We start from the raw sequence: 21,568 nt of genomic DNA on the forward strand, positions 1-21,568 counted from the left end.
CCGCCGCGTCCGGTCCCGCCGCCCCGGCTGGACGACTGAGATGCGGTGTACGCGCCGATCGACGACGCCAACGCGGACTCGAAGCTGTCGAAATCCGCCCCGCTGGAGCCGCCGACCAGTCCCACCCCCCCGTACGTAGTCGAGTTGTACCAATCCGGTTGTGGCGCAGCCGTTCCCATCGTCGTCTCATACTTCTTGGCCCACAGGGCCGCAGCACCCGCGGCGACCGCGTACGGAACGTACGCCGAGTAGAGGTCTTTTCGGGCGCCGAAGTCGAAACGCGCCTCGGCCGAATCGGTGGTCAGCATGCGATGGAAACCTCCTGCGCGCGACCAGAGTTCGCGACCTGCCTCGGTACGCCTGGTGCCCACGCCCGCTGCCCACGAGCCGATCGACAGCAGGAAGAACGCCGCGAACGGCAACGCCCACATCGTGGTCGGGAACAGCCAGCGGAAAACGGCGCACAGCATGAGCACGAACGCGATCGCGTTCGCAGTGCGCAGCCAGAGTTCCTTGCGCCGTTTGACGAGAAGCTTGTTGTCGAAGGCCCAGTTCTGAACGGCCTTGGTCAGATCGGTCTTGGCTTTGTTGAGCTTCTGCCCCGACTTCACGGTCTTCTTCGCTTCGAACTCCCCGCCGGGATGCAAGACCTTCAGCACCGAACCGACCGTCACACTGACCGGGTCCACGTCGACCCAGGCCCTGTGCTCGGCGATGCCGCGGATCCGCCAATGCTGCTCGCTGACCTGGCGCAGTTCGATCAGGTTCCGCTCGGCGAGGTAGAACAGCGTCGCGGTCAGGGCTTGTTTGGGCACCGCCTCGGTCCGGATGAACTCGGTCTGCACGGGGCCGAGCCCCTCCGGCGGCGCGTACTGCAGCGGGAAACCCGGCGACGGTTCGACCGTGCTGCGGTACCACAGCAGCCCGGCCACACCGGCCGCCAAGGTCAGCGCCGCGACCCACAGCACTCCGGTCAGCGACCGTCCCAGCACGCGGTCCCAGTCGTGAGTCCATGGCAGTTCGGTGCGCGGCGGGGTCGGGACGTCGACACTCGCGCGCACCGTCACCGGCGTGCGCGGCGGAAGGTTCCGCGCCGCGAAGGTCACCCGGTTCCCCGTCGTCGTCAGGTTCAGGCAAGGCCCGCCGACGCCGTACCCGACCGAACATTGCACGCGGGGAACGTCTCCGGGCAGCCGGATCGAGATGTCGGCGCGCTGGATCCGGTTGTTCCAGGCCGGTGCGATCACGTTCCAGAAGAACACCGACCCGGTTGCGGCAGGCTCGCCGGACGATGTGGCGAATCTGCGGTCGGCGCCGGTGTCTCCGGGATCGAGGACACCGTCGATGGAGTAGCGGATCTCGTAGACGTGCTCGCCGTAGCTCAGGTAGCTGTCGGGATCGCCGATCTTGGCTACCCGGAACCGTTCACCGCTTTCCCACAGCATCTCGTAGGGCGCCGGATCGCCGTCGAGAAGGATCGATTCGATCTGCGGCACCTGACGTACGTGAGGGCTGTTGGGATTGGTGACGTCCCAGTACCGGAAGATGCCGTGCCTGCTGGTGGGAAAATCCGCCGTGATGGTCTCCACGGCCTCGAGTCGCCCGTCCTCGTCGACGACGAGGTTCACGTCGTAGTCGGTGATGACGACGGGGTCGTCGGCGGGGGCGGCCTCCGAACCACCGCCACCGCTGAACACCACGGGCCAGAGCACCGCAAATGCCAGCACCAGCAACGTGATCGACCACGCGAACAGCCGGCGCATGCGAACCTCCTGTTGCCTGCGACGCCAGGTTTCCGGTTCACCCTATGTGCAAAGGATCGATTTGGACGCGAACCGGCTGTTGGTCGTGACGTGCGCTGAGCACCGCGGTGGCCCGGCGCAGGGCCGAGGACAGGGCCAGCCCGGTGTCGCGCGGAACCCGCAGCAGCATCCGGATCACCGTCGTGTCGGGGGCCAGTCCCGGCGGCCGGCGCGCGCCGATCGGCAGATCGACCGGGCCGAGTTGTTCGGTGCCCTCGGGTGTATCGGCGGTGTCGAGCAACGCGTGCACCGCCTCGGGCGGCCCGTCCACCGCGGCCATGTGCACAGCGGGCGGCAGGCCGACTTCAGCGCGCGCGTTGAGCTCGGCATCGGCGTGACCGACGGGGTCCCAACGGATCAGCGCCTGCACGGTGGGTATCGCGGACTCGGCCACCACCGCGATCACCCCGCCATCGCCGCGGCTACGGACCAGCGCGCCCGCGGCCATCCACCGGCGCAGGGTGTCCTCGGCCGCCCGCAGATCCTGCCGGCCGAGCAGCGCCCAGCTGTCCAGCATCAGCGCGGCGCCGTAGCCGCCCGCCGCCACCGGTTCGGCACCGGGCGTGGCGACGACGACCGCCGGCTGCGGCGGCACCTCTGCGACCATGGCGTCACCGCCGGATGTGATGACCGTCGTGCCCGGAAACGCCTTGCCGAGTTCCTCTGCGGTGCGTCGGGCCCCGACGACGACCGCGCGCACCGCATCCGAGCCACACCGCACGCAGCGCAACGAGGGGTGGGCGCGCCCGCACCACCGGCACTCCGCGCCCGCGGCGTCGCGGTCGGGTAGCGACAAGGGCCCGGTGCAGTTGCGGCACCGGGCGATGGTCCGGCAGCGCGCGCACGCGAGCGCGGGCACGTATCCGCGGCGCGGCACCTGCACCAGCACCGGCGCGCCGGACTGCAGCGCCTTGCGCGCGGCCTGCAGCGCCATCGACGGAAGTCGGGCCGACCGCGCGACCGGGTCGCGTTCCTGTTCGAAACCGCTGTCGTCGAGGGCGACGACGCGCGGTGCGGCCGCCCGCACCGCCGGCCGCAGCGCCACCAGGTCGTGCGCCCAGCCGCTGCGCACCAGCGCCTGAGCCTCCGGGGTCCTGGCGAATCCGCCGATCAGCGCGGCGCAGCGCAGCTGATGTGCCCGCAGCATCGCCACCTCGCGCGCATGCGGGTACGGCGCACGGGGTTCGGCGAGCGTGTCGTCGCCGTCGTCCCACACCATCACCAGACCGAGGTCGGCGACGGGTGCGAACACCGCGCTGCGGGTGCCGATGACGAGCCGGGCGCTACCGCGCAGCACCGACAACCAACGCCGATAGCGTTGCGCGGGGCCGAGTCCCGCCGACAACGCCACCACCACGTCCTCGTCGAGGAGGCCGAGCGCGGCGGCGTGCACCGCATCGATGTCGCGCTGATCCGGCACGATCACCAGCACACCGCGGCCCGCGTTCACCATCACCGCCGCGGCCTCGGCCAGCCGCTTCGGCCACGCTTCTGTGGGCAGCGCCTGCCAGACCGCGCGGGCGGCGCGTCCGCCCGCCACGGCCGCGAGGAACTGTTCACCGCGGCCGTAGGCGTTCCAGGCCGTGGTGTCGACGGCACATGGCTCGGCTGACGTGGGCTGCGGTGGGTCCTGTTTCTCGACCCGGGCGTGCCGCGGCGGGACCGCCAGCCGCAGGACGTCGGCGCGGGTGCCGGCGTAGCGGGCCGCGACGGCGTCGGCCAGTCGACGGATCTCGGGTGTCAGCACCGGCTCGGGCGAAACCACCCGGTCGAGCCAGCCGAGCTTGCCGACGTGGTCGGTGTCGGACCGCCTCTCCAGGATGAACGCGTCGACCAGGCGGCCGTGAAACCGCACCCGGACCCGGACGCCGGGTTGCGCGTCGTCGGACTGCTCGGCCGCGACGAGGTAGTCGAACTCGCGGTCGAGGTGCGGAACGGTCAGCATCGGCAGCACACGCGCGACCGGCTCGTGCTCGGCAGGTTGTCTGGTGGCGCCCGGGCGGGCCGGGCTCTCGGGTCCCGTCACGCAGGATTGGTAGCAGAGGGCACCGACGTCCTGCCGAAGAAGAAGCCGGCGGTGATGAGCAACAGCGAGGTCGCATACACCCACCAGATCGGCACCGCCAGGGCTTCGGTGCCCAGCACGAACTTGCCGATCCCGATCATCGCGTCCGACACCGCGAAACACACGGCGCCCAGGGCGGTCCACGGCGTGGGCAGCCGGGCCATGAGCGCGGCACACACCATCGCGCCGAGCACCGCGATGTAGAGCGTCACCGGAACAGCCATGCCCTCGGCGATGAGCGTCGGCCAGAACCACACCAGCAGGGCCAGGCAGGCCGCGACCGTCACCGCCGCGGCGGCCAGCCTCGGACCGGAGCGGGCGACCAACGGCCACAGCGCACCCAGGAAGCACAGATGGGCGACGAGGAAGGCGGCCAGCCCGAGCACGAACGACGGCTCCCACCACGGCAGCGCCAACAGGAAGTCGCCCGCCGCCGAGAACAACAGCGCAACCACCAACCAGCGTCGTTCCCGCGCGACCGGATGTGTCAATGCGGCCGCGGCGAGCAGCACCGCAGCAGCGGCCTTGACCGCGGGCTGCAACGCGAACTGACCGGTGAGCTCGGCACCGGCGGGCAGCCGGACCGCGGTGGCGATCAAAAATCCCCCGTAGCAGGCCGCCACGACCGCGGCGGCCACCCACAGAAATCGGGTCCGCCGGTGAACGTACGGTGTCCCCATGTCAGTCCCTGAGGTAGGGCCGGCCAGCCCGGAACCCATCGACGCCATTCTGCTGAAGGTACTGCAGGCGGTTCCGTTCCAGTTGACAACCGACGGCGGCGCACGGGCCGCGCGTGACCGGTTCAACGCGCTTCCGCGGGTCGAAATCCTCCCCGAGGTGCGCGCCCAGGACCGCACGGTCGACGGGCCCGGTGGGCCGATCCCGGTCCGGGTGTACCGGCCGCCGACGGTGACCGATGCGCTCGCCCCCGTGGTGGTGTTCTTCCACGGCGGCGGCTGGTCCGTCGGCGACCTCGACAGCTACGACGGCACGGCGCGCCGTCACGCGGCCGACGCCGAGGCCGTGGTGATCTCCGTCGACTACCGGCTGGCGCCCGAACACCCCTACCCCGCCGCCGTCGACGATGTGTGGGCGGTGACGCAGTGGGTCGCCGCGAGTGCGCACGAACTGGGCGTGGACGCAAGCCGGCTCGCGGTCGCCGGCGACTCGGCGGGCGGCAATCTGGCCGCGGTGGTGGCACAGCTGGCGCGCGACGCGGGCGGCCCGGAGATTCGCTTTCAGCTGCTGTGGTATCCGGCGACGACGTGGGACACCTCGTTGCCGTCGTTCGCCGAGAACGCCGACGCACCGATCCTGAATCTTGATGCGGTGGGCGGCTTTTCGCGGTGGTACGTCGGCGACCTGGATTTGTCGGACATGCCCGCGACGCTGGCGCCCGCACGTGCCGCGGACCTGACCGGCCTGCCGCCCGCCTACATCGCCGTCGCGGGTCATGACCCGTTGCGTGACGACGGCGCCCGCTACGCGGAGTTGCTTTCGGACGCCGGGGTTCCCGTCGAACTGCACAACGCCGCAACCCTGGTGCACGGCTACCTCGGTTATGCCGGGGTGGTGCCCGCCGCGACAGAGGCCACCGAACGGGGGTTGCGGGCCCTGCGCACCGCGTTGCATCCGGTATCGCAACGGCTGAACGACGGGGTACCGTGAGCGAGATGTGAGCGACACGGGAGGCCCTATGACAGTGCCCGATCACGACACCATCATCGTCGGTGCCGGCTTCTCCGGTATCGGCGCCGGGATCAGCCTCGACAAGGCCGGTCTCGGCGACTATCTGATCATCGAAGCCGGCGACGGCCCCGGCGGGACGTGGTACTGGAACACGTATCCCGGTATCGCCGTTGATATTCCGTCGTTCTCCTACCAGTTCTCCTTCGAGCAGAGTCCCGAATGGACCCGCACCTACGCACCCGGGCACGAACTGCGCGCCTACGCCGAGCACTGCGTCGACAAGTACCGCCTGCGTCCCAAGATCCGGTTCAACACCAAGGTGCTCGGCGCGGTCTTCGACGACGGGCAGAGCCTGTGGCGAATCGAACTCGACTCCGGCGACGTCGTCACGGCGCGGTTCCTGATCAATGCGTGTGGGGTGCTGATCACGCCGAAACTGCCCGACATCGACGGGGTCGACTCGTTCGCCGGAGTGACCATGCACACCGCGCGCTGGGACCACTCGCAGGACCTCGCGGGCAAGCGCGTCGCGGTCATCGGCACCGGTGCCTCCGCGGTGCAGGTGATTCCGGAGATCGCTCCGATCGTCAAGCAGCTCACCGTCTTTCAGCGCACCCCGATCTGGTGTTTCCCGAAATTCGACGTGCCGCTGTCGTCGACGGCGCGGCGGATGATGCGGCTGCCCGGCGGCCATGTGGTGCAGCGTCTGCTGAGCCAGGCGTATGTCGAGCTCACCTTCACGCTGCCCGCGCAGTACTTCACCATCAACCCGATGGCGAAGAACATGTCGAAGGTCGGCAAGGCGTATCTGCGCAAGGAGGTCGGCGACCCGGAGGTCCGCGACAAGCTCACGCCGCGCTACGCCGTCGGGTGTAAGCGGCCCGGCTTCCACAACACCTACCTGTCGACGTACAACCGGGACAACGTCGAGTTGGTGACCGAGCCGATCGACAAGATCACCGGTTCGGGTGTGGCCACCGTCGACGGCGCGACCCGCGATGTGGACGTGCTGATCCTCGCCACCGGTTTCAAGGTGATGGACGCCGAGGACATGCCGACCTATCCGGTCACCGGTTCGCGCGGTCGGTCGTGGAGCCAGCACTGGCAGGAGAACCGCCTGCAGGCCTACGAGGGTGTGAGCGTGCCGGGTTTCCCGAACTTCTTCACCGTGTTCGGGCCGTACGGTTACGTCGGATCGTCGTACTTCGCGCTCATCGAGACGCAGACGCATCACATCGTCCGCTGCCTCAAGCACGCCCGGCGGAAGGGGGCCCGCCGCGTGGAGGTGACGCAGGAAGCCAACGACCGCTACTTCGACGAGATGATGCGCAAGCGCCACCGCCAGATCTTCTGGCAGGAGAGCTGCCAGCGGGCCAACAGCTACTACTTCGACAAGAACGGCGACGCCCCGCTGCGCCCGACCACGACGCTGGAGGCGTACTGGCGCAGCCGCCGCTTCCCGCTACGGGATTACGCGTTCAGCCCCTGAGTGAGATCGGCGCCGAGACTACGGTTTCTGACGGAATTTGCCCGAAATCGATCAGAAAGCGCAGTCTCGACGGCAGCGATCGTCGTCAGACGGAAGCCTTGAGCTCGTCGACCTTGTTCAGCTGCTCCCAGGGCAGCTCGACGTCGGTGCGGCCGAAGTGGCCGTACGCGGCGGTCTGCGCATAGATCGGGCGCAGCAGGTCGAGATCGCGCACGATCGCGCCTGGGCGCAGGTCGAACACCGAGGTGATCGCCTTCTCGATGCGGCCCGGATCGACCGACTCGCTGCCGAAGGTCTCGACGAACAGACCCACCGGCGCGGCCTTGCCGATCGCGTAGGCCACCTGGACCTCGACGCGCTCGGCCAGACCCGCTGCGACGACGTTCTTCGCCACCCAGCGCATCGCGTAGGCCGCCGAGCGGTCCACCTTGGACGGATCCTTGCCCGAGAACGCACCGCCGCCGTGACGGGCCCAGCCGCCGTAGGTGTCGACGATGATCTTGCGGCCCGTCAGCCCCGCGTCACCCATGGGGCCGCCGAGCACGAACTTGCCCGTCGGGTTCACCAGCAGGCGGAAGTCGGAGGTGTCCATCGAGTCGTGGTTCAGGTCGGCCAGCACGGTGTTGACGACCTTCTCGCGGATGTCCGGCGTCAGCGTCCCCTCGAGGTCAATACCCGCCGCGTGCTGCGTCGACAGCACGACCGTGTCGAGGCGCACCGGGATGGTGCCGTCGTACTGCACCGTGACCTGGGTCTTGCCGTCGGGGCGCAGGTAGTCGAGCACGCCGCTCTTGCGGACCTCGGTCAGCCGGCGTGACAGCCGGTGCGCGAGCGCGATCGGCAGCGGCATCAGCTCGGGCGTGTCCTTGATCGCATAGCCGAACATCAGGCCCTGGTCGCCCGCGCCCTGCAGGTCCAGCGGGTCGCCGGCGCCCTCGACGCGGGTCTCGTGCGCGGTGTCGACGCCCTGGGCAATGTCCGGCGACTGCCGGCCGATGCCGATGTTGACGCCGCAGGTCTCACCGTCGAAGCCCTTCTCCGATGAGTCGTAGCCGATCTCGAGGATGCGTTCGCGCACCGTGGTGGCGATATCGGCGAAAGCCTCCTTGGCCGCCGTCGTCACCTCACCGACGACATGCACCTGCCCCGTGGTGACCAGTGTCTCCACGGCGACCCGCGACTTGGGATCACCCGCGAGCAAAGCGTCGAGCACCGAGTCGCTGATCGCGTCGCAGATCTTGTCGGGATGGCCCTCGGTGACCGACTCACTGGTGAACAGCCGAGCTTGACTCACAGTGTGGATCCTTCCGCTCTCATGTCGAGATAGTTAGTACATCAAGTTATAGGTGTGCCCTGTTGCACCCAAGCCTGTGCTTGCCTTGCGCGCAAGCATTTCACGCAGCCGGATGCGTGATCCGCGCTACCCGCTGCCGCTGTGCAGGAAGGCCACGATCGCGTCCACGATACGGCTGGCCATCAGCGTTTTCGAACCGTGCTCCAGCGCGGACTCCGTGCCGTCGGCCGCGAGCAGCCATCCGTCGTTGTTGTCCACTTCGAACGCCCGATTCTCGCCCACCGCGTTGACGACGAGCAAATCGCATCCCTTGCGCTGCAGCTTCGCGCGAGCGTGGTGAAGCACATCGCCGTTCGCGTCGCCGGTCTCGGCAGCGAACCCCACGATGGCCCGCATATTCGGCAGCTGTCCGTCGGCCCGGGCCCGCACGGCACCCGCCAGCACGTCCTCGGTGCGGGTCAGTTCGATGACCGGCGCGGCGGCGTCCGGATCGGCGGACTTCTTGATCTTGCTGGTCTCCATCTGCGTGGGCCGGAAATCGGCCACCGCGGCGGCCATCACCAGCACGTGCGCGTCCGGTGCGTGCTTGGATACGGCGTCCTTGAGTTGGGCGGCCGAGCCGATGTGCACGACGTCGACGCCTGCCGGGTCGATCAGGCCGGCGGTGTTGCCGGCGATCAACGTGACGTCGGCGCCGCGCTGGGCCATCACCCGGGCCATCGCATACCCCTGCTTGCCTGAGCTGCGATTGCCGATGAACCGCACCGGATCGATCGGCTCGCGAGTCCCGCCCGCGGAGACCAGGACTTTGACGCCGGCCAGGTCGTAGGGCAGCGCGTCGGGTCGGGTCAGCAGGAGTTGGGCCAGCGTGCTGATCTCCTCGGCTTCGGGCAGACGGCCAGCGCCGCTGTCGGCTCCGGTCAACCGGCCCGATGCGGGTTCGAGGACAACGGCGCCGCGCCGACGCAGCGTGGCGACGTTCTCCACGGTCGCCGGGTGAAACCACATCTCGGTGTGCATGGCCGGGGCGAACAGCACCGGGCAGCGGGCCGTCAGCAGCGTCGCGGTCAGCAGGTCGTCCGCGCGGCCCGCGACCGCACGCGCCAGGAGATCCGCGGTAGCGGGCGCGACGACGACGAGATCGGCTTCCTGACCGAAGCGGACGTGCGGCACCTCGTGGACGTCGTCCCAGACGCCGGTGTGCACGGAATGACCCGAGAGGGCCTCGAAGGTGGCGGCACCGACGAACCGCAGGGCGGACTCGGTGGGGACGACGCGGACATCGTGTCCGGCCTCGGTGAGCTGTCTGACCACGGTGGCCGCCTTGTAGGCGGCGATACCACCGGCGACGCCGACGATGATCCGCTTGGGCTCCATGGCGGCCGCTCCCCTACGCCTCGCGGTGTTGCTACTCGCCTTCGGTGTGCTCGAGCAGGTCCGCGTGGATCTCGCGCAACGCGATCGACAGCGGCTTCTCCTGCAGGCCCGGCTCGACCAACGGGCCGACGTACTCGAGGATGCCGTCGCCGAGCTGGTTGTAGTAGTCGTTGATCTGGCGGGCGCGCTTGGCGGCATAGATCACCAGCGCATACTTGCTCGACGCGCGATCCAGCAGCTCGTCGATGGGCGGGTTGGTGATGCCCAACGGCGTGTCGTAGGCACTGGCGGCGGACCTGTCGAAGTCGTCCACAGCTGCCAGCTGCGTGTCGGCGTGCGGGGTGCTCACGAAAAATTCTCCTGGCGGTTTTAGCTGAATGCGAGATAGCTGTCGGGCCTGCGGCGCCGTCTCCGGCGCGTACTCATCGGTGGCCCACCAGCAAGGATACCAATTCGGCGCAGGCTGACTCCAATTGACTGTTCACGACCACGGTGTCGAAGTCGTCCTGCGCGGCGAGTTCGGCTCGGGCGGTGGCCAGCCGACGCTCGATCGCCTCGGGGGTCTCGGTGCCGCGCCCGGTCAGCCGGTTCTTCAGCTCCTCCCAGCTCGGAGGGGCCAGGAAGACGGTCAGGGCCTCGGGCATCGCGGTCTTGACGGCCCGCGCGCCCGCCAGATCCACCTCGATGAGTACGGGCCTGTCCGCGGCGATCGCCTCGCGGACCGGCCGGGCGGGTGTACCGGAACGGTGCAGCCCACCGTGGATCTCCGCCCATTCGAGCAGGGCCCCGTCGGCGATGAGCTGATCGAATTCGGCAGGAGTCACGAAGGAGTAATCAACGCCGTCGACTTCGCCGGGGCGCGGGGCCCTGGTGGTGACGGACACGCTGAAGTGCAGGTCGGGAACGCGTTCACGCAGACAGCGAACGACGGTCGACTTCCCGACGGCAGAGGGGCCGGACAGCACGACTACCCGGCCGGCCCCTCGGCCGGCGCTCAAACCTATGCGCCTAGGACTGGTCGAACTTTTCCAGCAGCGCCTTGCGCTGACGATCGCCGAGGCCACGCAGCCGGCGGGTCGGGGCGATCTCGAGTTCGGTCATGATCTCCTGCGCCTTGACCTTGCCGACCTTGGGCAACGCCTCGAGAAGCGCCGAAACCTTCATCTTGCCCAAGACCTCGTCGGTCTCGGCATCCTTGAGCACCTGCTTGAGGTTGGTGCCGCCGCGCTTGAGCCGATCCTTCAATTCGGCTCGGGCTCGACGTGCGGCGGCAGCCTTCTCCAACGCGGCCGCGCGCTGTTCGTCGGTCAACTGGGGAAGGGCCACGGGTTCCTCCGTCTCATCACCATCAATTTCCACTGCCTCGGCTGATAGGGGAAAACCCTCAAACAGCCAGCGACGACGACCGTACCCACGCGGGCTGACGAAAGCGAACCCCACCCCCTGGTTACGGCGTCAAAAGCCCAGCGTGTCGGGCGGTCACGCGCGACACCCGTTTGCGGCGTTTCGCGGCCAGGAGCCGCAAAATCTTGTTTTCCGCCACCGGAACCGCCTGCATATCAAGGCAATTCGGATCACGCCGGTGCGCTGATCGCCCGCTCAGCGCGTGACCTGCGCCACACTTCGCCGGGCCTGCGCCGTGGAAAAAGAAAATTTTCGCTGGTCATCCGCTTTCGGGCGTGTCGCGAGCAGCCAGTTTGTGACTTCTGTGACAGCTGAGACTGGCGTTGTCCGTGTGATCTGGCGCGCAGGTGTGTCAGGCCAGGTAGGCGACCGCGTCGCGCATCTTCTCGGCCGCGGAGCGCAGCGCGCCCACGTCGGGGCCGGAGCGCAACACCTCCCGGGAGACCGCGGGCAGCAACTGGCCCGGTTGGGCCCCTCCCAGCCCGCTCAACGCCTCCGGACGCCCACCCTGGGCGCCGACACCCGGGACCAGGACCGGTCCCGCGAGCGCGCTGACGTCGGGCGGTTGGGCCAGGGTGGCGCCGACCACCACGCCGATCGGGCCGATCAGCGCGGACTCGGTGCGGTTGACCGCCGCGGCGGCGTCGACGATCGACTGCGCGACGGTGCGGCCGCCGACATCGGCGCGCTGCACCGACGCGCCCTCGGGGTTCGAGGTGGCCGCGAGCACGAACACACCGCGGTCGTTGGCCATCGCCGTCCCGATGAGCGGCTGCAGCGAGCCGAAGCCCAGATAAGGCGATGCGGTCACGGCGTCGGCTGCCAGCGGCCCATCGCCCGCCCACGCGTTGGCGTATGCGGCCATCGTGGAGCCGATGTCGCCGCGTTTGGCGTCGGCAAGCACCAGGACGCCCGCCTCGCGGAGCGCGGCGATGGTGTGTTCGAGCACAGTGAAGCCGGCGGCGCCGTACGCCTCGAAGAACGCGACCTGCGGTTTGACGACGGCGAAGTCGGCGAACGCGGTGACGCACACGTCGCAGAACCGACGTAACCCGTCGGCGTCGGCGTCCAGTCCCCACGCACGCAGCAGCTCGGGGTGCGCATCGATGCCCAGACACAGCGGTCCACGCCGGGCCACCGCATCGGCCAGCCGCAGGCCGAAACCCGTCACGGCCCCAGCACGCTGTGCAGCTCCTGCAGCGACATCACGCCGATGTCCCCGCGGATCCCGGCCTCGATGCCCTGCACCGCCGCCGAGGCGCCCTGCACCGTCGTCACACACGGAATGCTGTTCGCCACCGCCGCCGAGCGGATCTCGTATCCGTCGACGCGAGGACCGGAGTTGCCGTACGGGGTGTTGATCACCATGTCGACCTCCCCGGCCTTGATGAGGTCGACGGCGGACGAGGCGGGCCTGTCCTCACTGGGCTCCTGGAAGTGCTTGCGCACCTCTTCACACGGAATTCCGTTGCGCCGCAACATCTCCGCGGTGCCCTCGGTGGCCAGAACCCGGAACCCAAGATCGGCGAGCCGTTTGACCGGGAACACCAGCGACCGCTTGTCGCGGTTAGCCACCGAAACGAACACCGTGCCCTCCAGCGGCAGCGACCCGTAGGCGGCGGTCTGACTCTTGGCGAAGGCGCTTCCGAAGTCGTGGTCGATGCCCATCACCTCGCCCGTCGACTTCATCTCCGGGCCCAGCAGCGAGTCGATCTGCGTGCCATCGTGTTTGCGGAACCGATTGAACGGCAGGACCGCCTCCTTGACCGCGACGGGAGCGTTGCGGGCGGTGCTCGCGCCGTCCCCGGTGCGCGCCAGCACGCCTTCCTCGCGCAGTTCGGCGATCGTCGCGCCCAGCATGATCCGAGCACACGCTTTGGCCAGCGGCACCGCGGTGGCCTTGGAGACGAACGGCACAGTGCGGCTGGCGCGGGGGTTGGCCTCCAGCACGTAGAGCACATCGTCCTTGAGCGCGTACTGCACGTTGAGCAGGCCCACCACACCGATGCCGTGGGCGATCGCCTCGGTGGCCCGCCGCACGGCCTCGATGTCGCTGCGGCCCAACGTCACCGGCGGCAGCGCACACGCGGAGTCACCGGAGTGGATGCCGGCCTCCTCGATGTGCTCCATGATGCCGCCGATGTAGACCTCGGACCCGTCGCACAGCGCGTCGACGTCGATCTCGATGGCGTCCTCGAGGAACCGGTCCACCAGCACCGGATGCTCGGGCGAGAGTTCGGTGGCCCTGGTGATGTAGCCCTGCAGCGTCTCGTCGTCGTAGACGATCTCCATGCCGCGGCCGCCGAGAACGTAGGACGGCCGAACCAGCACGGGATAACCGATCTCGGCGGCGATGCGCCGCGCCTGCTCGAAGCTGGTGGCCAGACCGAACCGCGGCGCCGGGAGGCCCGCGTTGGTCAGCACTTCGCCGAACGCGCCGCGGTCCTCGGCCAGGTCGATGGCCTTGGGGCTGGTCCCGACGATCGGCACGCCCGCGTTCTGCAGGCGTTCGGCCAGTCCGAGCGGCGTCTGGCCGCCGAGCTGCACGATGACGCCGACGACACCCGGACCGCCTGCACCGGAGACGGATTCGGCGTAGTACACCTCGAGCACGTCCTCGAAGGTGAGTGGCTCGAAGTAGAGCCGGTCGGCGGTGTCGTAGTCGGTGGACACGGTCTCGGGATTGCAGTTCACCATGACCGTCTCGAAGCCGGCCTGACTCAACGTCGTCGCGGCGTGCACACAGCTGTAGTCGAACTCGATGCCCTGCCCGATGCGGTTGGGGCCCGAACCGAGGATCAGCACCTTGGGCCGCTCGGTCTGCGGCGCCACCTCGGTCTCGGCGGCAGGGTCGAGCTCGTAGCTGCTGTAGTGGTACGGCGTCTTGGCCTCGAACTCGGCGGCACACGTGTCGACGGTCTTGAACACCGGGTGAATGCCGAGCCGCTGGCGCAGCGCCCGCACGCCGACCTCACCGGCGAGTTCGGGTCGCAGCGCGGCGATCTGGCGGTCCGACAGCCCGTGGTACTTGGCGCGTCGCAACAGGTCGGCGTCGAGCACCGGCGCGTCGACGATCTCGGCGCGCAGCGCGACCAGCCCGGCGATCTGCTCGACGAACCACGGGTCGACTCCGGAGGCTTTCGACACCTGTTCGACGGTCGCACCCTTGCGCAGCACCAGCTCCAGGTCGTACAAGCGTCCGTCCGAGGGTGTGCTCAGCCGCTCCAGCAACTCGTCGACGGTGACGGTGTCCTCGTCGGGGTCGGGCTTGGTCCAGAACCCCGCGCGCCCGGACTCCAGCGAGCGCATCACCTTGCCGAGCGCCTCGATGAAGTTGCGCCCCAACGACATCGCCTCACCGACCGACTTCATGGTGGTGGTCAGCGTGCCGTCGGCACCGGGGAACTTCTCGAACGCGAAACGCGGTGCCTTGACGACGACGTAGTCGAGCGTCGGCTCGAAACAGGCCGGGGTCTCCTTGGTGATGTCGTTGACGATCTCGTCGAGCGTGTAACCGATGGCCAGCTTCGCGGCGATCTTGGCGATCGGGAACCCGGTTGCCTTGGAGGCCAACGCACTCGAGCGCGACACCCGCGGGTTCATCTCGATCACGATCAGCCGCCCGTCGGCGGGGTTGACGGCGAACTGGATGTTGCAGCCTCCGGTGTCGACGCCGACCTCGCGCAGGATCGCGATGCCCAGATCGCGCATGGTCTGATACTCGCGGTCGGTGAGCGTCATCGCCGGCGCGACGGTGACCGAGTCGCCGGTGTGCACACCCATCGGGTCGAAGTTCTCGATCGAGCAGACGACGACCACGTTGTCGCGGCCGTCGCGCATCAACTCGAGTTCGTACTCCTTCCAGCCGAAGATCGACTCCTCGATGAGCACGTTCGCGCTCGGGGAGGCCGCGAGCCCGTCGCCGGCCATCCGGTCGACGTCCTCGGCGGAGTACGCCATGCCCGAGCCGAGCCCGCCCATCGTGAAGGACGGGCGCACCACGACCGGCAGGCCGAGCTCCTCCACCGTCTCGCGGACCTCGTCCATCGTGAAACAGACTCGCGAGCGCGCGGATTCACCGCCGACCTTGGCGACGATGTCCTTGAACCGCTGCCGATCCTCGCCGCGCTGGATGGCCTCGAAGTCCGCGCCGATCAGCTCCACGCCGTGCTTGGCCAGCGCCCCCGACTCCGACAGCGCGACCGCGGTGTTCAGCGCCGTCTGACCGCCCAGCGTGGCGAGCAGGCCGTCGATCTTGTTGCCGCGCTCGGCCTGCTGCACGATCACCCGCTCGACGAACTCCGGTGTGATGGGCTCCACGTAGGTGTGGTCGGCGTACTCGGGGTCGGTCATGATCGTCGCCGGGTTCGAGTTGATCAGGCTGACCTGCAGCCCCTCGGCGCGCAACACCCGGCACGCCTGGGTGCCGGAGTAGTCGAACTCGGCCGCCTGACCGATGACGATCGGCCCGGAGCCGATCACCAGGATGTGGTTGAGGTCGCTGCGCTTAGGCATTTACCGCGCCCCCCTTGTGCCGCCAAAGACCGTGTCTGCGCACGACACGCCGCGCCGATCCGCACAAACGCGGTCGCTCACCGTGGACGACGTCACTTGTTTTCCCCTGCCATCAGGTCGACGAACTGGTCGAACAGATAGTTCGCGTCGTGCGGTCCGGCTGCGGCCTCCGGGTGGTACTGCACCGAAAAGGCCAGCCCGCTGACGAGTTTGATGCCCTCGACGACGCCGTCGTTGGCGCACGTGTGGCTGACGATCGCCTCGCCGAACGGTGTGTCGAAGCGCTCCCCCGCCTCGCCCTCGAGGGCGAAACCGTGGTTCTGCGCGGTGATCGCGACCGCGCCGGTCTGATGGTCGATCACCGGCACGTTGATTCCGCGGTGGCCGAACACCATCTTGTACGTCGCGCGCCCCAGCGCACGGCCAAGAATCTGGTTGCCGAAGCAGATGCCGAACAGCGGGATGCCCGCGCCGAGCACCTCCCGGGTGACGGCCACGATGTGGTCGGCGGTGGCGGGATCGCCCGGGCCGTTGGACAGGAACACGCCGTCGGGTTTCAGGTCGGCGATCTGCTCGAATGTCGCCGACGCCGGCAGCACGTGGCTGCGGATACCCCGCCTCGCGAAATTGCGCGGGGTGTTGGTCTTGATGCCGAGGTCGATGGCGGCGACCGTGAACCGTTGCGGCCCTCCGGGTTCCACCACGTAGGTGGTGTCGGTGCTGACCTCTCCCGCCAAGTCGGCGCCGAGCATGCCGGGCTGGCTGCGCACCCGCTCGAGCAGTTCGTCGGGCTCGCCCAGCGCCGGTCCGGAGAACAACCCGGCACGCATCGAACCTCGACTGCGCAGGTGGCGCACCACCGCGCGGGTGTCGATACCCGCGATGCCGACGATGCCCTGGCGTTCGAGTTCCTCGTCGAGCGTGCCGGTGGCCCGCCAGTTCGAGGCCCGCGGCGACGGATCGCGCACCGCATAACCGGCCACCCAGATCTTGTCGCCGCGGCTCTCGGCGTCCTCGTGGTTCCATCCGGTGTTGCCGATCTGCGGCGCCGTCGCGATCACGATCTGCCCGTGATAGCTCGGATCGGTGAGCGTCTCCTGGTAGCCGGACATCCCGGTCGAGAACACCGCCTCGCCGAGCGCCTGCCCGACCGCGCCGAACGTCGTGCCCGTGAAGACGCGACCATCCTCGAGCACCAGGACAGCCTTGTCGGTTCGCCTCACGCCGCCTCCTGTTCCACCCAGTGCGAGTACTCGCGGCGGTCGTTGGCGCGGAACCCGGTATCGATCTCGGTGCCCGACGGCAATCGCCACCGGATTGCGAGAATGCCTTCGTGAGTCATCGCCTTGCCCGCGATCGCCCGCTCGGTTCGGATCTCGGTGATCGCCTCGTCGGGGATCCAGATGGGCAGAGCGCCGCTGCGCTGCAACATGATTCCTTCGGGGTAACGGGTCAGCACGGCCTTGGCGCGAAAGCCCAGGTCGCCGACCACGATTCGGTCGTTCCAATGTGGGGCCAGAGTGCTGCCGACGTACAGGCCCTTGGTGGCGGGCACGATCGCGGGCCCGACCGTGTCGGGCAGCGCAGGCAGCGTGCCGATCAGTTCGGCCTGGCGCTCGGCGCGACGACGCCATCCGCGGATCATCGCCTGAATCAGCACCGCGATGAGCACGGCCACGACGGCGGCCATGACCAGCGATCCGACGAGCGTACCGGTGTTCATGCGCGATCCGCCTGCGCTACTCGCTCGAAATTCACGCCGGGCACTTCCCGTCCCGCGCAGTCACCTTGCCGCGCAACAACGTCAGCGTGACCGCCGCGGGTAGTTCGAGCGACTCGTACGGCGTGTTGGCCGAGCGGCTGGCCAGTACGGAACCTTCGACCGTCCACCTCGCGTCCGGGTCGACCACCGTCAGGTTGGCCGGCTCGCCGACCTCGAGCGGCCTGCCCTGATCGGGTAGACCGACGATCTCGGCGGGCCGCTCGCTCATCACCCGCGCGACGTCGCGCCAGGTCAGCAGCCCCGGACGCACCATCGTCTCGGCCACCACCGACAGTGCGGTCTGCAATCCGAGCATGCCCGGGCGGGCGACGGAGAACTCGCAGCACTTCTCGTGCTCGGCGTGCGGGGCGTGATCGGTGGCCACACAGTCGATGATCCCGTCCGCCAGCGCCTGGCGCAGCGCCTGGGCGTCCGAGGACTCACGCAGCGGCGGGTTGACCCGATACCGCCCGTCGTAAGTGGCCAGACGTTCGTCGTCGAGCAGCAGGTGGTGCGGGGTCACCTCGGCCGTGATCGAGATCCCCTGTGATTTCGCCCATCGCACGATCTCGACGGTGCCCGATGTGGAGGCGTGGCAGATGTGCACCCGCGCTCCGGCGTCGCGTGCCAGCAGCGCATCGCGCGCGACGATCGACTCCTCGGCCGCCCGGGGCCAGCCGGCGAGGCCCAGCCGGGCCGCGTTGGGGCCCTCGTGAGCGACGGCGCCGACCGTGAGCCGCGGCTCCTCGGCGTGCTGTGCGATCAGCACGCCGAGCCCGGTCGCGTATTCGAGCGCGCGCCGCATGATCAGCGGATCGTGGACACAGATGCCGTCGTCGGAGAACATCCGCACCTGAGCGGCACCGTTTGCCATCATGCCCATCTCGGTGAGCTGGGCGCCCGCCAGCCCGACGGTCACCGCGCCCACGGGATGCACGTCGACCAGGCCCACCTGCTGACCGCGCTGCCAGACGTGGTCGGTCACCACCGGGCTGTCGGCAACCGGGTTGGTGTTGGCCATGGCGAACACCGCGGTGTACCCACCCAGAGCCGCTGCGGCCGAACCGGTTTCGATGTCCTCGGCGTATTCGCGACCGGGCTCTCGAAGATGGGTGTGCAGGTCGACGAAGCCGGGCAGCAGCACCTGACCGGTGGCGTCGACGACATCCGCGTCGTCGGGAATCTGAAGTTCTGCACCGATGTCGGCGATCTGCCCGTCGGCCACCAGCACGTCGACGCGATCGCCCTCGCCGTACGGCCGCACGCCTCGTATCAGCACGCTCATACGCTGATAGCCCCTCTCTCGGCGCCCACCAACAGATGGAACAGCACCGCCATCCGGATATGCACTCCGTTGGAAACCTGTTGCAGCACAGCCGATTGCGACGAGTCAGCGACCGAAAACGCGATCTCCATACCTCGGACCATCGGCCCGGGGTGCAGGACCACCGCGTTGCCCGAAAGCAGGGCCTGGCGCTTCTCGGACAAGCCGTAGAGCACCGAGTACTCCCGGGCCGACGGGAAGAATCCGCCGTTCATGCGCTCGGCCTGCACCCGCAGCATCAGAACCGCGTCGGCCAGCGGCAGTTCGGCGTCGAGGTCGTGCGACACCGTGACCGGCCAGTCGGCGACCCCGACCGGCAGCAGCGTCGGCGGCGCGACCAGCACCACCTCCGCGCCCAGGGTGTGCAGCAGAAGCACATTCGAGCGGGCCACCCGGCTGTGCAGGACATCGCCGACGATCACCACCCGCTTGCCCTCGATGTCGCCCAGGCGCTGACGGATGGTCAAGGCGTCGAGCAGCGCCTGGGTGGGGTGCTCGTGCGTGCCGTCGCCGGCGTTGATGACCGCAGGGCCGTGCCCGTCCTCGGTGGCCGTCCACTCGGCCAGTTGCTGAGGCGCACCCGAGGCGGGATGGCGCAGGATCAGCGCATCGGCCCCCGCGGCGCGCAGCGTCAAGGCGGTGTCGCGCAGCGATTCCCCTTTGGACACCGACGATCCCGAGGCGCTGACGTTGATCACGTCGGCGCTCATCCACTTGCCCGCGACCTCGAAGGAGACCCGGGTGCGGGTCGAGTTCTCGTAGAACATCGTGATGATCGTGCGGCCACGCAGGGTGGGCAGCTTCTTGACCTCACGGCCGAGCAGGGCCTGGCTGAAATGGTCGGCGTTGTCGAGGATCGCCAGCGCGTCCTCGCGCGACAGATCAGCCGCCGAGAGCAGATGCTTCACCTGACCGGACCTCCGTACGGCGCGATGGACACACGGTCGTGGCCATCGTCTTCGACCAACCGGACCTTGACGTTTTCGCTTCGGGAGGTGGGCACGTTCTTGCCCACGTAGTCGGCGCGCAGCGGCAGCTCCCGGTGACCGCGGTCGACCAGCACCGCCAATTGCACCGCCTTGGGTCTGCCGATGTCGCGCAGGGCATCCAACGCCGCGCGCACCGAGCGCCCGGTATAGAGCACATCGTCGACGAGGATGACCAAAGCCTGGTCGACGCCGCTATCGGGGATCGAGGTCTCCTCCAGAGCCCGGGGCGGCTTGAAGTCGAGGTCGTCGCGATACAGCGTGTTGTCCAGCGCGCCGTGCGGGACGACGACGCCGGAGAACTCCTTGATCTTGTCGGCCAGCCGGGTGGCCAACGTCACGCCCCGGGTGGGGATGCCGAGCAGGACGACGCGGGGGGCGTCAGGCGATCCGTCGAGTGCGGTCTTTTCGATGATCTGGTGGGCGATACGGGAAATGGTGCGGCCGACGTCCGCTGCGGACATCAGCTCCCGGTCGGTGCCCGACGAGCCCTCATGCGCGCCCAAGCGACTCTGACCTCCTTCTCCGCCTCTCTGGACGGCTCCTTAAAGGACGTCGAAACTGCCGCGAAGCTTAGCACCCGCACACCAGTGGTCCCGCCGCGCCACGAAGGCGCCTGCCCGCACCGGTGCCTCAGTAGGCTTGCCGCGATGAAACTCGACGGCAACAACGCGTCCATCCGCGAGGCGATCGACGCCGGGCTCCTCGCCGGGGCGGTGACCCTGGTCTGGCATGCCGGTGAAGTGGTCCAGGTCAACGAGTTGGGACACCGCGACGTCGATGCCGGGCTGCCGATGCAGCGCGACACGATCTTCCGCATCGCGTCGATGACCAAACCGGTGACGGTCGCGGCCGCGATGAGCCTTCTCGAGGAAGGCCGCTTCGCGCTCACCGACCCGATCGCCACGTGGGTGCCCGAGCTCGCCGATATGCAGGTGCTTGTCGACCCGCAGGGCGACCTCGACAAAACGATGCCCGCGCGGCGCCTCATCACCTTCGACGACCTGATGACACATCGCAGCGGTCTGGCCTACGCCTTCTCGGTGCTGGGTCCGTTGAGCCGCGCCTACGGCCGGATGTCGTTCCGCCAGGATCAGGACCGCTGGCTGGCCGAGCTGGCCGCCCTGCCACTGGTGCACCAGCCCGGCGACCGGCTCACGTACAGCCATGCCACCGATGTGCTGGGGATCGCGATCTCGCGCATCGCAGGCAAGCCGTTGTCCGACATCCTGCGCGAACGGATCTTCGAACCGCTGCAGATGCCCGACACCGGGTTCTCCGTGGGCACGTCTCGACGCCACCGGGCCGCGACGATGTACAAGCTCGACCAGAACAACACGCTGCAGCACGACGTGATGGGACCCGCACCCATCACCGATCCGCCGTTCTGCACCGGCGGCGCCGGATTGTGGTCGACCGTCGACGATTACCTGCGCTTCGCGCGGATGCTTCTGGCCGGCGGGACGCTGGAGGGGGTCCGGGTGCTCTCGGAGGAGTCCGTGCGGCTGATGCGCACCGACCGTTTGACCGAGGAGCAGAAGCGCCAGAACTTCCTCGGGGCCCCGTTCTGGGTGGGCCGGGGCTTCGGGCTGAACCTGTCCGTGGTGACCGATCCGGCGAAATCCCGCCCGTTGTTCGGCCCCGGCGGACCGGGCACATTCAGTTGGCCCGGCGCGTACGGCACCTGGTGGCAGGCCGACCCGTCGGCGGATCTGATCCTGATCTACCTGATCCAGAATCTCCCCGATCTGAGCGTCGACGCGGCCGCGATCGCAGGCAACACCTCGCTGGCCACGCTGCAGAGCGCCCAGCCGAAATTCGTCCGCCGCACCTACCAGGCGCTGGACATCTGACCGTTTAG

At 68.7% G+C, this 21,568-nt stretch carries 18 protein-coding genes; 3 read left to right on the forward strand and 15 right to left on the reverse strand.

Annotated elements, in window-relative coordinates; translation table 11 throughout:
* The 3 genes from AU197_RS12465 to AU197_RS12475 form a co-directional block, all read right to left on the reverse strand.
* A partial coding sequence (locus AU197_RS12465) for a DUF2207 domain-containing protein (protein ID WP_064403019.1) occupies positions 1-1,763 on the reverse strand: 1,763 nt, incomplete at its 3' end.
* Between the two features lie 37 nt (positions 1,764-1,800).
* Positions 1,801-3,747, reverse strand: a complete 1,947-nt coding sequence (locus tag AU197_RS12470) for a primosomal protein N' (RefSeq protein WP_197415530.1) — start codon at positions 3,745-3,747, stop codon at positions 1,801-1,803.
* Between the two features lie 77 nt (positions 3,748-3,824).
* Positions 3,825-4,547 (reverse strand): lysoplasmalogenase, encoded by a 723-nt coding sequence (locus AU197_RS12475; protein WP_064403021.1) that lies wholly within the window; start codon positions 4,545-4,547, stop codon positions 3,825-3,827.
* Between AU197_RS12475 and AU197_RS12480 the strand changes: the two genes are divergently transcribed.
* Both AU197_RS12480 and AU197_RS12485 read left to right on the forward strand, forming a co-directional pair.
* A complete protein-coding gene (locus tag AU197_RS12480; protein ID WP_064403022.1) occupies positions 4,546-5,535 on the forward strand; it encodes an alpha/beta hydrolase in 990 nt (329 codons plus the stop codon). The two genes, AU197_RS12475 and AU197_RS12480, sit on opposite strands and share 2 nt — an antisense overlap.
* 28 nt (positions 5,536-5,563) lie before the next feature.
* Positions 5,564-7,045, forward strand: a complete 1,482-nt coding sequence (locus AU197_RS12485; protein WP_197415529.1) for a flavin-containing monooxygenase — start codon at positions 5,564-5,566, stop codon at positions 7,043-7,045.
* 85 nt (positions 7,046-7,130) lie between these two features.
* Here the strand turns inward: AU197_RS12485 and metK are convergent, their stop codons facing one another.
* The 12 genes from metK to pyrR all read right to left on the reverse strand — a co-directional run bounded on the left by metK (position 7,131) and on the right by pyrR (position 20,213).
* Positions 7,131-8,339, reverse strand: coding sequence for a methionine adenosyltransferase (metK, locus tag AU197_RS12490; protein WP_064403023.1), 1,209 nt, complete (start codon positions 8,337-8,339; stop codon positions 7,131-7,133).
* A gap of 126 nt (positions 8,340-8,465) precedes the next feature.
* Positions 8,466-9,716, reverse strand: coding sequence for a bifunctional phosphopantothenoylcysteine decarboxylase/phosphopantothenate--cysteine ligase CoaBC (gene coaBC / locus AU197_RS12495; RefSeq protein WP_064403024.1), 1,251 nt, complete (start codon positions 9,714-9,716; stop codon positions 8,466-8,468).
* Positions 9,717-9,747: 31 nt separating this feature from the next.
* On the reverse strand, positions 9,748-10,065 hold the full coding sequence (gene rpoZ / locus AU197_RS12500; protein ID WP_064403025.1) for a DNA-directed RNA polymerase subunit omega: 318 nt from the start codon (positions 10,063-10,065) through the stop codon (positions 9,748-9,750).
* 73 nt (positions 10,066-10,138) lie between these two features.
* Positions 10,139-10,714: a guanylate kinase gene (gene gmk / locus AU197_RS12505; protein ID WP_064403026.1), complete on the reverse strand. Its 576-nt coding sequence runs from the start codon at positions 10,712-10,714 to the stop codon at positions 10,139-10,141.
* A gap of 10 nt (positions 10,715-10,724) precedes the next feature.
* On the reverse strand, positions 10,725-11,042 hold the full coding sequence (gene mihF, locus AU197_RS12510; RefSeq protein WP_003889986.1) for an integration host factor, actinobacterial type: 318 nt from the start codon (positions 11,040-11,042) through the stop codon (positions 10,725-10,727).
* A 430-nt stretch (positions 11,043-11,472) separates the two neighbouring features.
* Positions 11,473-12,291, reverse strand: a complete 819-nt coding sequence (gene pyrF / locus AU197_RS12515; RefSeq protein ID WP_064403027.1) for an orotidine-5'-phosphate decarboxylase — start codon at positions 12,289-12,291, stop codon at positions 11,473-11,475.
* Positions 12,288-15,635: a carbamoyl-phosphate synthase large subunit gene (carB, locus tag AU197_RS12520; RefSeq protein WP_064403028.1), complete on the reverse strand. Its 3,348-nt coding sequence runs from the start codon at positions 15,633-15,635 to the stop codon at positions 12,288-12,290. The genes pyrF and carB overlap by 4 nt, the downstream gene beginning before the upstream one ends.
* 92 nt (positions 15,636-15,727) lie before the next feature.
* Entirely contained in the window at positions 15,728-16,858 is a 1,131-nt protein-coding gene (carA, locus tag AU197_RS12525) for a glutamine-hydrolyzing carbamoyl-phosphate synthase small subunit (protein WP_156434400.1), read from the reverse strand.
* Positions 16,855-17,358 (reverse strand): PH-like domain-containing protein, encoded by a 504-nt coding sequence (locus AU197_RS12530; protein WP_064403029.1) that lies wholly within the window; start codon positions 17,356-17,358, stop codon positions 16,855-16,857. Before AU197_RS12530 ends, carA begins: the two co-directional genes overlap by 4 nt.
* A 31-nt stretch (positions 17,359-17,389) precedes the next feature.
* A complete protein-coding gene (locus AU197_RS12535) occupies positions 17,390-18,682 on the reverse strand; it encodes a dihydroorotase (RefSeq protein ID WP_064403030.1) in 1,293 nt (430 codons plus the stop codon).
* On the reverse strand, positions 18,679-19,629 hold the full coding sequence (locus AU197_RS12540; RefSeq protein WP_064403031.1) for an aspartate carbamoyltransferase catalytic subunit: 951 nt from the start codon (positions 19,627-19,629) through the stop codon (positions 18,679-18,681). Before AU197_RS12540 ends, AU197_RS12535 begins: the two co-directional genes overlap by 4 nt.
* The gene (pyrR, locus tag AU197_RS12545) at positions 19,626-20,213 is read right to left on the reverse strand and encodes a bifunctional pyr operon transcriptional regulator/uracil phosphoribosyltransferase PyrR (RefSeq protein ID WP_064403032.1); all 588 of its coding nucleotides are present in this window, start codon (positions 20,211-20,213) and stop codon (positions 19,626-19,628) included. Before pyrR ends, AU197_RS12540 begins: the two co-directional genes overlap by 4 nt.
* Before the next feature lie 144 nt (positions 20,214-20,357).
* On the opposite strand from pyrR, the gene AU197_RS12550 reads away from it, so the two are divergent.
* Entirely contained in the window at positions 20,358-21,560 is a 1,203-nt protein-coding gene (locus AU197_RS12550; RefSeq protein WP_064403033.1) for a serine hydrolase domain-containing protein, read from the forward strand.
* Positions 21,561-21,568: the final 8 nt, after the last annotated feature.

The sequence above is a fragment of the Mycobacterium sp. IS-1590 genome (assembly GCF_001500025.1).
GTDB lineage: Bacteria > Actinomycetota > Actinomycetes > Mycobacteriales > Mycobacteriaceae > Mycobacterium.

Coding starts and splice junctions, on each gene's coding strand:
- AU197_RS12470 (WP_197415530.1), bottom strand. CDS start 3,747: ATGCTGACCGTTCCGCACCTCGACCGCGAGTTCGACTACCTCGTCGCG.
- AU197_RS12480 (WP_064403022.1), top strand. CDS start 4,546: ATGTCAGTCCCTGAGGTAGGGCCGGCCAGCCCGGAACCCATCGACGCC.
- AU197_RS12475 (WP_064403021.1), bottom strand. CDS start 4,547: ATGGGGACACCGTACGTTCACCGGCGGACCCGATTTCTGTGGGTGGCC.
- AU197_RS12485 (WP_197415529.1), top strand. CDS start 5,564: ATGACAGTGCCCGATCACGACACCATCATCGTCGGTGCCGGCTTCTCC.
- coaBC (WP_064403024.1), bottom strand. CDS start 9,716: ATGGAGCCCAAGCGGATCATCGTCGGCGTCGCCGGTGGTATCGCCGCC.
- carB (WP_064403028.1), bottom strand. CDS start 15,635: ATGCCTAAGCGCAGCGACCTCAACCACATCCTGGTGATCGGCTCCGGG.
- AU197_RS12530 (WP_064403029.1), bottom strand. CDS start 17,358: ATGAACACCGGTACGCTCGTCGGATCGCTGGTCATGGCCGCCGTCGTG.
- AU197_RS12535 (WP_064403030.1), bottom strand. CDS start 18,682: ATGAGCGTGCTGATACGAGGCGTGCGGCCGTACGGCGAGGGCGATCGC.
- AU197_RS12550 (WP_064403033.1), top strand. CDS start 20,358: ATGAAACTCGACGGCAACAACGCGTCCATCCGCGAGGCGATCGACGCC.